This window comes from Nostoc parmelioides FACHB-3921 (assembly GCF_014696625.1).
Lineage (GTDB): Bacteria > Cyanobacteriota > Cyanobacteriia > Cyanobacteriales > Nostocaceae > Trichormus > Trichormus parmelioides.
Genome location: NZ_JACJQL010000008.1, coordinates 100,402 through 113,085, shown reverse-complemented (window position 1 = coordinate 113,085; position 12,684 = coordinate 100,402). Strand labels below are relative to the sequence as shown.

The 12,684-nt window shown below is 43.0% G+C and carries 10 protein-coding genes; 6 read left to right on the top strand and 4 right to left on the bottom strand.

Annotated features, from left to right (window positions below):
• Positions 1–211 precede the first annotated feature (211 nt).
• From fabI to H6G14_RS08160, 5 genes are all read left to right on the top strand, one after another.
• On the top strand, positions 212–988 hold the full coding sequence (gene fabI, locus H6G14_RS08180; protein WP_041456288.1) for an enoyl-ACP reductase FabI: 777 nt from the start codon (positions 212–214) through the stop codon (positions 986–988).
• A gap of 227 nt (positions 989–1,215) precedes the next feature.
• On the top strand, positions 1,216–1,845 hold the full coding sequence (hisB, locus tag H6G14_RS08175; protein WP_190566682.1) for an imidazoleglycerol-phosphate dehydratase HisB: 630 nt from the start codon (positions 1,216–1,218) through the stop codon (positions 1,843–1,845).
• A gap of 154 nt (positions 1,846–1,999) precedes the next feature.
• Positions 2,000–3,007: an ABC transporter ATP-binding protein gene (locus H6G14_RS08170; protein WP_190566680.1), complete on the top strand. Its 1,008-nt coding sequence runs from the start codon at positions 2,000–2,002 to the stop codon at positions 3,005–3,007.
• Between the two features lie 312 nt (positions 3,008–3,319).
• Positions 3,320–4,801: an SLBB domain-containing protein gene (locus tag H6G14_RS08165; RefSeq protein WP_190566678.1), complete on the top strand. Its 1,482-nt coding sequence runs from the start codon at positions 3,320–3,322 to the stop codon at positions 4,799–4,801.
• Between the two features lie 391 nt (positions 4,802–5,192).
• A complete protein-coding gene (locus tag H6G14_RS08160) occupies positions 5,193–6,029 on the top strand; it encodes an SPFH domain-containing protein (protein ID WP_010998524.1) in 837 nt (278 codons plus the stop codon).
• A 32-nt stretch (positions 6,030–6,061) separates the two neighbouring features.
• Here H6G14_RS08160 and folP read toward each other — a convergent pair whose 3' ends face one another.
• Positions 6,062–6,925: a dihydropteroate synthase gene (folP, locus tag H6G14_RS08155; RefSeq protein WP_190566676.1), complete on the bottom strand. Its 864-nt coding sequence runs from the start codon at positions 6,923–6,925 to the stop codon at positions 6,062–6,064.
• An 83-nt stretch (positions 6,926–7,008) separates the two neighbouring features.
• On the bottom strand, positions 7,009–7,734 hold the full coding sequence (gene tpiA / locus H6G14_RS08150) for a triose-phosphate isomerase (RefSeq protein WP_190566757.1): 726 nt from the start codon (positions 7,732–7,734) through the stop codon (positions 7,009–7,011).
• A 209-nt stretch (positions 7,735–7,943) separates the two neighbouring features.
• Between tpiA and H6G14_RS08145 the strand changes: the two genes are divergently transcribed.
• Positions 7,944–9,419 (top strand): GTP-binding protein, encoded by a 1,476-nt coding sequence (locus tag H6G14_RS08145; protein ID WP_190566674.1) that lies wholly within the window; start codon positions 7,944–7,946, stop codon positions 9,417–9,419.
• A 38-nt stretch (positions 9,420–9,457) separates the two neighbouring features.
• Here the strand turns inward: H6G14_RS08145 and H6G14_RS08140 are convergent, their stop codons facing one another.
• The gene (locus tag H6G14_RS08140) at positions 9,458–10,105 is read right to left on the bottom strand and encodes a Uma2 family endonuclease (protein WP_190566672.1); all 648 of its coding nucleotides are present in this window, start codon (positions 10,103–10,105) and stop codon (positions 9,458–9,460) included.
• Positions 10,106–10,413: 308 nt separating this feature from the next.
• Positions 10,414–12,456: an elongation factor G gene (locus H6G14_RS08135; RefSeq protein ID WP_190566670.1), complete on the bottom strand. Its 2,043-nt coding sequence runs from the start codon at positions 12,454–12,456 to the stop codon at positions 10,414–10,416.
• Between the last annotated feature and the right edge of the window lie 228 nt (positions 12,457–12,684).

The following is a 12,684-nucleotide window of genomic DNA, read 5'->3' as shown; positions in this document are numbered from 1 at the left end:
TTAAGGCAGGCTGTTCGTGAGTAAGGGGGTAAGAGAAAAATTCTGACCCTCTTCCCCTGCTCCTCTTCCCTAGCTCTTCCCCTGCCCCTCCGCCTCTTCGGTCAAACAGCAAAAAAATTCCCAACATAGCTCGATTATCTCTTCTACTGGGTAGTGATTTCTGTCAAGCTGTACAAATGAATCGATCACATTAATGAAAACAGAAATCTCTATGCTGAATCTGACTGGAAAAAATGCCTTGGTTACAGGTATCGCCAATAATCGTTCCATTGCCTGGGGAATTGCCCAACAACTGCACGCAGCCGGAGCTAACCTTGGTATTACTTATCTACCAGATGAACGTGGCAAATTTGAGAAGAAAGTTTCAGAACTCGTAGAACCCCTTAACCCCAGCTTATTCTTGCCTTGTAATGTTCAAAATGATGAACAAATTCAGTCTACTTTTGATACCATCCGCGATAAATGGGGCAGGTTAGATATTCTGATTCATTGTCTAGCCTTTGCTAACAGAGATGATTTGACTGGAGATTTTAGCCAAACATCCCGTGCTGGTTTTGCCACGGCTTTAGATATCAGCACTTTTTCACTGGTGCAGTTAAGTGGTGCGGCTAAACCTCTAATGACCGAAGGCGGTAGTATTATTACTCTGTCATATTTGGGTGGTGTCAGAGCTGTTCCTAACTACAACGTTATGGGAGTAGCCAAAGCCGGATTAGAAGCTAGTGTACGTTATCTAGCATCTGAACTCGGCTCTCAAAATATTCGCGTTAATGCCATCTCTGCTGGCCCCATCCGCACCTTGGCTTCTAGTGCCGTGGGTGGCATTTTAGATATGATTCATCATGTGGAACAAGTAGCGCCCTTACGTCGGACTGTGACTCAGCTAGAAGTGGGTAATACAGCCGCTTTCTTGGCTAGTGATTTAGCTAGTGGTATTACTGGTCAAGTCTTGTACGTAGATGCAGGATACGAAATCATGGGGATGTAATAACAATTCAAAATTCAAAATACCCTTCGGGAACGCCAAGGGCGAACAAAATTCAAAATTAAAGACAGTTGGAGTCGGGGATGTTTTACCCCAATTCAACTGATACTACGTGTCGTAGAGGTCTTAAACCCTTGAATTTACGATAAAATTTGGGTACTGGGGAGTGGGGAGTAGGTTGTTCTAATTTCTTTCACCCACTCCCTATGCCCTACTCCCTCCTCCCAATTATGCAAATCAGCGATTATCCCCAACTTAACTTATCCTCAGTCCCTCGGATTGCTTCAGTGCATCGCACAACTGGGGAAACGAATGTGCAGGTTACTGTCAATTTGGATGGTACGGGAATTTGTAAGGCAGCTACTGGCATTCCCTTTTTAGATCATATGTTGCATCAAATTTCCTCCCACGGCTTGATTGATTTGGATGTCCAAGCCCAAGGAGACTGGGAAATTGATGACCACCACACAAATGAAGATGTGGGTATTACTTTAGGTCAAGCTTTGGCTAAGGCATTAGGCGATCGCAAAGGTATAGTCCGCTTCGGCAATTTTTTAGCACCTTTAGACGAAGCTTTAGTACAGGTAGCACTGGATTTTTCTGGTCGTCCTCACCTCAGCTACGGCTTACAAATTCCTACCGAACGTGTGGGAACTTATGACACCCAATTAGTTAGAGAATTTTTTGTGGCACTAGTCAACCATAGCCAAATGACTCTGCACATTCGCCAATTGGATGGCATTAATTCCCATCACATTATTGAGGCGACCTTCAAAGCCTTTGCCAGAGCAGCCAGAATGGCTATAGAAGTCGATCCTCGCCGCGCGGGGACAATTCCTAGCTCTAAGGGGGTTTTGTAAGCAGCAGGGGGCAGGGGAGGCAGGGGGGAGAAATCCCTAGTCCCCAGTCCCCAAAATTTGCAACAATTAACAAACCTATAGCGATCGCGCTGATCTTCCTGGGTACTTTATAACCAATGCTGCGTAATCACTAGTATTTGTTAATTAACACCCAATGCAGTCTTTTACAGACACCCCGGATTCTCAATTAACTACCAAAAATACCCCGCCAGTAGTGATGACTTCTGATTTGCGAAAAGTTTATCGCACTGGCTTTTGGATGAATCAAAAAGTTGTTTCCCTCAAGGGCTGTTCTTTAACGGTTTACCAGGGGGAAACTTTTGGTTTATTGGGGCCGAATGGTGCGGGTAAAACTACTTTGTTAAAGCTATTGTTGGGAATTATCCGTCCAACTGGTGGACAAGGGTTATTGTTGGGTCAGCCATTAGGCGATCGCCATATCAAGCAACGTGTTGGTTATTTGAGTGAAAATCCTTACTTGTATGAATATCTTACTGGTTGGGAGTTTTTAGAGTTAGCGGCTGGTTTATTTGCAATTCCTGCTGCTGTGCAACGTCAACGCATTCCTGAATTATTGGATTTGGTGGGTTTATCTGTAGCTGATGCCCAAAAAAAACAAATGCGCCGCTATTCCAAAGGGATGCTACAGCGTGTTGGCATGGCTCAGGCACTAATTAACGATCCAGAGTTGATATTTTTGGACGAACCAATGTCTGGTTTAGATCCTCTAGGACGCTACCGGATGCGGGAAATTATTTTGTCGCTGAAAGCCGCAGGTAAGACGATTTTCTTCAATAGCCATATTCTCAGTGAAGTGGAGAAAATATGCGATCGCATTGCTATCCTTTCAAAAGGTGAATTAATTTGTTCTGGTTCTCTGGATGAAATACTGGGTAGTCAAAACACATACCATGTTAAAGGTCAAAATGGTGATTGGGAAATTCTCAAAAAATGGCTGGCAAATTTAGTGTATGAACCTGATGGTTATTGGCAAGGTATACTGCAAGAAGATTATTATGATTTCCTCGCTAGCGTGCGTTTAATGGGTGGGCGAATTATTTCTATGAATTTATCTCGTCAATCTTTAGAAGAATTCTTTATCAACCAGATTCAAAAACAAGACACATCTTTACATGAAGTAATTGATCAATCAGAAGTGTAGCCTTAGCCAGACAGACTAGGACATCAAGCTAAGATAAAACCTGGACAACACGATGATTTCAAGTCTGTCAACAGCCATATCTCAGCAAAAATACTAATGTGGAAATTATATTCACAGATGTTGTTTAGTAAAATCAGGCAACTTTTACTGTAACTTTACTAAAAATTCAAACTTTGGAAAAAATATTTGACCGGATTAAGATAGTTTTTCTAGGAAAATGAGAATTGTCGGGAAACTTCAATACTTAAGTATAGTCAAGATTAAAATGTTTAGACAATACTTTACCGATGGTAGTCTCAGAGTTTAAAAAATATGCTTAACACAGGTTCGCTGAAATTTCTATCACAGCCAGCTGTGGGTGCAGCTTTACTAACTGCTGCTCATCTCGTTGTGCCGTTTGCCAGCGTAGCTCAGGGACAACAAGTATTTCCTAATTCGCAAACAGTACCCCCTACTAACCAACGAGTATCACCACCAGTACAAGTAGATACAAAATACTTGTTGGGAGGCGGCGATCTAATTCGTGTAAATGTATTTGAAGTTCCCGAATATGGTGGTGAATACCAAATTCCTCCAGGTGGAGCTATCAACTTACCTTTAATCGGCAGTGTTTCAGTTCAAGGATTCACAACAGAACAAGCTGCTGATGTCATCACTGACAGATATCGCAGGTTTCTGAAACGTCCCCAGATTTCTGTCAATCTTTTATCCCCTCGCCCCATCAATATCTTAGTTGCTGGGGAAGTCACACGCCCAGGATCTTACACTTTGAGCTTGCAAGGCGGTGCAGGTAATAATCCAGGGGTACAATATCCCACTGTATTGGCTGCACTCACAACAGCCCAAGGTGTTACCTTAGCAGCAGATGTCACTCAAGTGAAGCTGAGACGTAAAACCAGCAATTCTACTGAGCAAATCGTCAGTCTCAATTTAAAGGAACTCATCCAAACTGGTAGCTCTTCACAAGATATTACTTTAAGGGATGGAGACGTTATAGTCGTGCCAACTGCTACTAGCTTCAACGTAGCAGAAGCACGTAATTTATTTGCTGCTAACTTTGCTGCTAGCCAAACCGCACCCCGCACTGTAGCCATTATCGGTCAAGTCAATCGTCCTGGCTCATATCTTGTGAGTGCAGGGGCGACAGAGGCTCAGGCTGGTGGGAATGGGGCTAGTGGCAGTGGTTTACCCACGGTGACACGAGCAATTCAATTAGCTGGCGGTATTACCTCCCAAGCAGATATTACCAAGATCACGTTACGCCGACCGACAAGGACTAATGGTGAACAAACTATAGACCTCAATCTTTTGGAACTATTACGCACTGGTGATGTTAATCAAGATGTAATTGTCCAAGATGGAGACACAATCGTGATTCCTACTGCTACTGAGGTTAACCCAGCACTAGCGACGGAATTAGCAACTACTACTTTGTCTCCCAATACAATTCAGGTTGGTGTGGTAGGTGAAGTTAAACGCCCAGGAGCCGTAGACATTAGACCAAATAGCTCCTTAAACCAAGCACTACTCGCGGCTGGTGGATTTAATGACGCTAGAGCGCGTAGCGCCAGTGTAGAGTTGATGCGTCTTAACCCCAATGGTTCCGTGACTAAGCGTGAGATCAAAGTTGATTTCAACCAAGGAATTAACGAAGAGACTAATCCCATACTCCGTAACAACGATATTGTTGTAGTCGGTCGCTCAGGTCTAGCTAGGACTAGTGATAGCGTCGGCTTGATATCAGGGCCTTTAGGTACATTCTTAGGTGTAGTTAGACTCATCTTTGGTTTTTAACACAAGCTGTAAACTGGGGGCGTTGTCAAATTTGTCTGTCCCCAGATTTTTCTGTTGAACCAAATTAGGCGATAGTGCGATCGCCATTTATTTTTTAATATTAAATAAATATTAATTATTTACCTTCGTCTCATCACCAACTATATGGTTGCTTTGGTTGGTAACGAGTCATAGCTAATAGCCTTCTACCACTAGTGCCAGCAAAAAAGTAATTGTGTTTTACCATTACCAGTTACCGTTCGGCTAATGCTCACGGTGAAGCCCATGACCCACTACCAACCCCACAGATATTACAAGTATTCAAACAGACATGATAATAGACTTAAATGTAGGGCATGGTAGTACCATGTCCTTTAAACTAAAATTGCCCTAAAAGGTAATAGGAGCATATATGGAGCCAATTATTGCTATAGTCTTAGCGCTTATCGGTTATGCCTTAGGATCGGCAAAAATTATTAATGAAGGGAATGCAGCCCTTGTTGAACGCTTAGGACGGAGACATCGCACACTGAATCCAGGTTTAAACTTTATCGTGCCTTTGGTTGATCAGGTGGTGATGGAAGATACCACACGGGAGCAATTTATAGATATCAAACCCCAAAATGTGATCACTAGGGATAATATTTACCTAGAAGTTGATGCTATTCTTTTCTGGCGTATCCGGGATATGGAGAAAAGCTTCTATGCCATTGAAGACTTGCAGGGAGCGTTGACACAACTGGCAACAACCACACTCCGGGAAGTGATTGCTCAAAATACGGTAGAAGATACCAATGTCACCAGAGATGAAATGAACCGAACCATCTTAAGTGAGTTGAACAGCACAACAGCAGATTGGGGCGTTGAAATTATCCGGTTAGATATTCAAAGAATTACACCACCGGAAAGTGTGCGGAAAACTATGGAAGAGGAACGGGCGGCTGAATTCAAAAAACGGGCGCTAATTTCCGAAGCTGAAGGAGAACGTCAAGCTGCTATCAAGAAGGCAGAAGGAACAATGACTTCTATGCAGATAATTGCCGAAGCATTGCGTAGTAATCCCGAAAGTAAAGAAATTCTCCGTTATTTGGTCGCTCAAGATTATATTAATGCTAGTTACAAACTAGGAGAAAGTACCAATGCCAAGGTTGTGTTTGTAGACCCAGGCAAATCCGGTGAATTGATGAAAGAGGTTATGGCGGAGACTGTAAATACTGATGGTAATGGGAAGAGTGGGGAGCATGGGTAGAGAGTGGGGAGCAGGGAGCAGGGGGGAATAGCTCAATCCTCAGCACTCAATAACTCACTCCGAAAGAGTGCATCAGCAACTAGAGATACATCACGCATCTCTTGCACATCATGTACTCGCAGGATATCAGCCCCATTGAAAATTGCAGCGCAACAAGCCGCAGCTGTTCCCCAAACTCGTGCTTCGGGATCTGGTTGATTTAAAATTCGACCGATAAAACTTTTACGGGATGCGCCTACTAAGATAGGACAATTTAGCGCCCGTAATGAACCTAAGCGGCGTAGTATTTCTAAATTTTGTTCGTAGTTTTTAGCAAAGCCAATACCAGGATCAATAATAATTTTTTCGGGTTGAATACCCAAGGTTGTGGCTGTGGTAATTTGGTTAGCTAAAAAACTAGAAATTTCTCCCATTAAATCTTGATATTCAGTAAATTGCTGCATAGTCTGTGGTGTACCACGGATGTGCATCAATATAATTGGTACGCCAAAAGTTGCCACTGTGGGCAACATTTGGGGGTCAAATGTGCCACCAGAAATATCATTAATAATATTTGCTCCAGCTTCTATAGATGCTTTAGCTACTTCTGCTCTAGTTGTATCCACTGATATGGGTACAGGAATTTGCGATCGCAATACCTGGACTATTGGCAATACACGCTCCAGTTCTTCTGTCAGAGTGATTTGCTCTGCCCCTGGTCTAGTAGATTGACCGCCGACATCGATAATATCAGCACCAGCAGCTACCAGAGCTTTTGCCTGGTCTAGAGCGGCAGATGTAGTATTAAATTTACCACCATCACTAAAACTATCTGGCGTTACATTTAAAACACCCATTAAATAAGTACGCTGTCCCCAGTGGAAACAGCGATCGCCTATGATCAATTTACTGCACATAGTGATTAGTCATTGGTCAATAGTCAATAGTCAGTAGTCAACAGTTTTAGACTATGGACTATGGACTATTGACTGTGGACTATTTACTGATAGTTTACAATTCGGGCGAAACTTGCAGCTTCTAAACTTGCTCCACCCACGAGAACGCCATCGATTTCTGGTTGAGCCATAATCTCATCAATATTGCTTGGTTTGACTGAGCCACCATATTGAATTGGCACATCAGGATTCTTCAATTGGCTGCGAATTAAGCCAATAACTCTATTAGCCTCTGTTGTTTCACAAGTGTCACCAGTGCCAATTGCCCAAATGGGTTCGTAAGCAATCACCAAATTTGTCTGATCAACATCTATGAGGTCTTTGTCTAGTTGGCTGACAATTAGTGATTCAGTTTCTCCAGAATCTCGCTGTTGTTTGGTTTCGCCTACACAAAGAATCGGCGTTAACCCATACTTTTGAGCAGCTTGGAGACGTAAATTAACTGTCTCGTCTGTTTCCCCAAAAAATTGTCGTCGTTCGCTATGACCGACAATAACGTAACGGACACCAATTTCTGTCAACATTGGGCCAGAGATTTCACCAGTGTAGGCTCCATTTTCTGCCCAGTGGACGTTTTGCGCTCCCAGTTGTACAAGGCTACCATGTAGACTCTGAGACAAAATGGCCAGATCAGTGAAAGGAACGCAAAGCAGCACTTCCCGTTCTTGAGGTGTTTCCTCTAATGCAGGCAGAAATTCTTTTAAGAACTCTTGAGACTCTGCCTGGGTTTTGAACATTTTCCAGTTACCGGCAATAACTATTTTCCGCACAGGTGATTTAGTCAAGTTCCTAACGCTACTAGATGCACTTTTCAGTTTATGACTTTTTGTTAGCCATTTAGTCATTAGTCATGAGTCATTTGTCAGTTGTTACTCCCATCTGTTCTCTAGCTTGCTTATTTGCCCAATATCCTGAGAAAAATTACTAGGATGGAAAATAAAGCTAGTTTAAAAATTAAAATTTAAAATATACAACTGATATGACCTCGATATTACCCTTGCCTGATCCTCAACCAAGCGACGCAACCAATACTGATACAAGTTCTCTCAACTGGGAGGAAGAACTTGATAGTGCCATTTTTAGCTTTGAAGATATTCAAGCAGAACTCAACTATAAACAAGCACAATCGGCGCTGCGGAACTTAGTAGACAATATTGACCTCAGTTCTCAGGAAAAGGCTGGCTTGGAGTCAGAAATAGCTGATTTAGAAACCATGCTGGGGAAGTTAGACAGCATGGTGGTACAAATCGCTGCTTTTGGCATCGTGGGACGGGGTAAATCTTCTTTACTGAATGCCTTGGTGGGGGAATCTGTATTTGAAACGGGGCCTTTGCATGGTGTTACCCGTGCGGCTCAACGGGTCAATTGGCGGATTAGTGAAGAGGCGATTGGGGAAACAGAACGGGCTTTGCGTGTCACTTTACCATCGGTTGGGCGATCGCAGGTAGAGTTAATCGATACCCCTGGGTTAGATGAAATTGATGGGGAAACCCGCACTGCTTTGGCAGAACAGATAGCCAAGCAAGCAGATTTAATTTTGTTTGTGATTTCTGGCGACATGACGAAAATTGAGCATGAAGCCCTTTCTCAATTGCGAGAAGCAGGTAAACCCATCATTCTGGTATTTAATAAAGTAGACCAGTATCCAGAAGCCGATAGGATGGCGATTTACCAGAAGATTCGGGATGAACGGGTGCGGGAATTGCTCACACCCCTAGAAATTGTCATGGCTGCGGCATCACCACTGGTGAAAACTGCTGTGCGTCGTCCCGATGGCAGTAGGGGGGTGCAGGTGCGTACAGGTAACGCTCAAGTTGCTGAACTCCAGGTGAAGATTTTGGAGATTTTGCAACGGGAGGGCAAGGCTTTAGTTGCATTAAATACGATGCTGTTTGCTGATAATGTAAATGAGCAATTGGTACAGCGTAAATTGATGATTCGGGAGCAGAACGCTAATCAGTTGATTTGGAAAGCCGTCATGACTAAAGCGGTGGCGATCGCTCTCAATCCTGTGACTGTGGTAGATATACTGAGTAGTATAGTAATTGATGTTTCTCTGATTTTAGGTTTGTCTAAACTCTACGGCATCCCCATGACTGAAGCGGGTGCTGTGCAGTTGCTACAAAAAATCGCCTTGAGTATGGGGGGTATTGGTGTTAGTGAACTCCTGGCAAACTTGGGTTTAAGTGGGTTAAAAACTTTACTTGGTATCTCTGCAACTGCTACAGCTGGTGTTGCCTTGGGGCCTTATATCTCGGTTGCCCTTACCCAAGCCGGTGTAGCTGGCGTGTCTTCCTACGCTATTGGACAAGTGACCAAAGAATATTTAGCCAATGGGGCAACATGGGGGCCAGACGGGCCGAAAGCCGTAATTAACAGAATTTTGGCAACCCTTGATGAAAATTCCATTCTCAATCGCATCAAGGATGAATTACAGGTAAAACTTCATCGGTAAAATTAATAAAACGGTTATTAGTTCCAGGTTAAGAATAGCTAAATTCCAATTTGCTCTCTTACCCACTTTCTAAATGCCCTCAGCGCTGGGCTTCTGCCTAAAGTATGGCTTTGTTCAACAAACTTGGGAATTGCTTCTAAAATTGGCAAATTGGGAAAATTGGGACTAATTTCAGACTCGATATATTTACCATCCTGAAAAACATTAATTTGTAGCTTTCCTGTCTCATATCTCCACAATTCAGGGACTTTTAATGCTTCATAGGCATCAAGTTGGGTTTTAGAAGTAACATCAACTTCGATAACTAAATCAGGTGGAGGATCAACCGTTAAATCGATTCGCTCTTTACCTATCATCTGAGCCTGATTTTGAATATAAAAGGAATCATCTGGCTCTATACCAAAACGCATATCTTCACGTTTAAAGGTAGTTGAGCCAAAGGATTCACAATCAATTTCTAACTCTTCCAAGATAATTTTTACCAAATCCCCAATGATAACTTTGGCTACCTCATGTCTAGGCAATGGCATTCTTATCTCCAAAGTTTCCTGACTGTAAGCCAACCGAGTTGCACGATGGTCGCCTAGTTCAGTAAGAATTGCTTCAAATTCTTGCCAGCTAACATTGTGGAGTCTAACTCTATGTCCCGGTGGCACACTTAATTGTCTGAATTGAAGTGTTACCATAATCAATATCAAACTAAGAACATATAAGGTTATGGTAGCAGTAAAAAAGAAAATATTAACAGATATTTAATTCTTTGAAAATATGCTGTTGAAATTTTGTTAAACCATGTTTTTTAATTGTGTAATATCCATTATAAATAGTAGTTTCTAATCAGCAATGGCTCATAGGTAATTGTTGTTTAAGATTGCCGATTAGCAATCACCACAGATGTTTTAATTATCCAAAAGGTCATGACACGAAAAAAAATTGGAGTGATAAATATTACCACTCCAAGATTCTGAATAGAGGAGACATTTGTTAACTGATACTACTTGCCATTGCCATTACTACCATTACCGTTACTAGCAAGTACGCGTTCAGCAAGCTTTTCTGGGACTTCTTGCAGGTGGTCGTAAGCCCAATGGAAATAACCAACGCCGAGGGTGAGCGATCGCAACTCTACAATAAAGTTCTGCATCTCGGCTTGTGGTAGGTAAGCAGAAATATTATCCCAACCTTGCCAATCTTGTCTGCCTTCGTAGCCTAAAATTTGCCCCCGTCTACCACTCAACAATTGCAGTACCTTAGAGGTAAATTCGCTTGGTGTGGTCACTTCTACCCGCAAAATCGGCTCTAATAAGGTGGGTTGGGCTTGGGGTATCCCTGTTTGCATAGCTAAACGGGCGGCTTGCTTGAAGGCTTGTTCGGAACTATCAACGGTGTGATAGGAACCATTGGTTAATGTCACCGCTACATCAACCACTGGGAAACCCAAAGGCCCATGTACAAGGAATTCCCGCACACCCATTTCTACCCCAGGAATGTACTGTCTAGGTACTACACCGCCAACAATGCTTTCTTTAAAGTTGAAGCCTTCACCCCGTGGTAGGGGTTTGATATCCAAGAACACATCACCGAACTGTCCATGACCACCGCTTTGATGTTTGTAGCGTCCATGTACTGAGGTGACTGGTTTACGGATGGTTTCTTTATAAGGTACTTGTGGCAGATGGGTAGACATGGGCAAGTTATATTTGCGGCGCAGTCTATCCAGGGCGACTTGCAAATGAATCTCGCCTTGTCCCCACAAAATCACTTCGTGGGTGTCACCGTGTTGTTCCCAAGCTAAAGAGGGGTCTTCTTCTAAGAGTTTACTGATAGCACTACTGAGTTTTACTTCATCGTTGCGCTTTTCTGGGGTGATGGCGAGGGCGTAAACTGGCTCTAATTGTTGGGCTTTGGGTAATTGCGTCGGCTGTTCTGTAGAGATGGTATCCCCGGTTTTAATTCCTTCTAAGCGACTGAGGGCGACAATTTCACCTGGGCCAACTTCGTTCACTGACTGCTGTTGTTGTCCCATGAGGCGATAAATCCCCCCAGCGCGCACACCGTTAAGGACGATACCATCGGTGAGTTTGCCTTGCCAAATCCGTACTAGAGAAAGTTTGCCACCTTGGGGAGTGTAATAGGTTTTTAAGACTTGGGCTATGGGCGTATTACTAGCTTTGCCTTTGAGGCGACGGGCGGCGGTGGTTTCTGGTTCGGGGGCTTCCCTGAGTAAAGCTTCTAATAAAGGTCTGACACCATAATCTTGTTCAGCGACACCAAAGAAGACGGGGACTACTAAATCTGCCCCTAATTCCATTTTTAAATCTTTGAGGATTTCTTCTTGGGGTGGTTCAATATCTTCTAATAGTTCTTCCAATAAGTGGTCATCAAAATTTGCTAAGGCTTCGAGCATTTCTGCCCGTGCGGTATGTTCTTCTTGTTTGAGATGTTCAGGGAAGGGAATAGGGTCAGCTGGTGCGCCGGGATGATATTGATAGGCTTGTTCACTCACCATGTCGATAAAGCCGGTGAGTTGTTCCCCTGCCATGATGGGGTATTGGTGTGCCACTAAGGGACGACTAGAAACTGCTTTGAGGGCGTGTAATGTTTCGAGGACATGAATATTTGCTCGATCCATTTTATTCACAAAGACAAGATGGGGAATTTCCCAATCGTCTAGGAATTTAAATAGAGGAGCAAGGGTGAGGACTCTTTCACGTATTGGTTCACAGACTACAATTGCCGCATCAACGCCCATTAAAGCGTTATATGTTTCTTGGGTAAATTCAACGCTACCTGGACAGTCTATAAAAGTAAAACGAATGTCGTTATACTCAGCGCAGGCGGTGCTGATTTCTACGCTCATGTGGCGATCGCGTGATTCACTCGCACTATCCCCAACTGTGTTACTATCCTTAACGCTGCCTTTGCGAGAAATCGCTCCTGTGACAAATAATAAGCTTTCTAGTAAAGTTGTTTTTCCACTTAAATAAGGGCCGACAATGGCAACATTCCGCGAACCTAATCTGACTTTTTCGCTCATAAAACCTCCCTTGCGGTAAGTCTCAATACCGCATTGCCCTGTTTTTTCTCAAGATGAATAATCCCAGGATTACTCTCTCTTTAATTTGTTATTATCCTTCCTTTAATCAATGATGAAAAAAATTGTAGCCTGTCGTAAGATTTACCTTAAGAAACGTTAAGCGATACAAACTTTAATGCAGAATCTAAAATTTTTGTTAAAACGTAATTTTAAATGCCAGTTTATTTG

Excerpts from the sequence above, each read along its gene's own strand:
- fabI (WP_041456288.1), top strand. The coding sequence starts at position 212 with ATGCTGAATCTGACTGGAAAAAATGCCTTGGTTACAGGTATCGCCAAT.
- hisB (WP_190566682.1), top strand. The coding sequence starts at position 1,216 with ATGCAAATCAGCGATTATCCCCAACTTAACTTATCCTCAGTCCCTCGG.
- H6G14_RS08170 (WP_190566680.1), top strand. The coding sequence starts at position 2,000 with ATGCAGTCTTTTACAGACACCCCGGATTCTCAATTAACTACCAAAAAT.
- H6G14_RS08165 (WP_190566678.1), top strand. The coding sequence starts at position 3,320 with ATGCTTAACACAGGTTCGCTGAAATTTCTATCACAGCCAGCTGTGGGT.
- H6G14_RS08160 (WP_010998524.1), top strand. The coding sequence starts at position 5,193 with ATGGAGCCAATTATTGCTATAGTCTTAGCGCTTATCGGTTATGCCTTA.
- folP (WP_190566676.1), bottom strand. The coding sequence starts at position 6,925 with ATGTGCAGTAAATTGATCATAGGCGATCGCTGTTTCCACTGGGGACAG.
- H6G14_RS08145 (WP_190566674.1), top strand. The coding sequence starts at position 7,944 with ATGACCTCGATATTACCCTTGCCTGATCCTCAACCAAGCGACGCAACC.
- H6G14_RS08140 (WP_190566672.1), bottom strand. The coding sequence starts at position 10,105 with ATGGTAACACTTCAATTCAGACAATTAAGTGTGCCACCGGGACATAGA.
- H6G14_RS08135 (WP_190566670.1), bottom strand. The coding sequence starts at position 12,456 with ATGAGCGAAAAAGTCAGATTAGGTTCGCGGAATGTTGCCATTGTCGGC.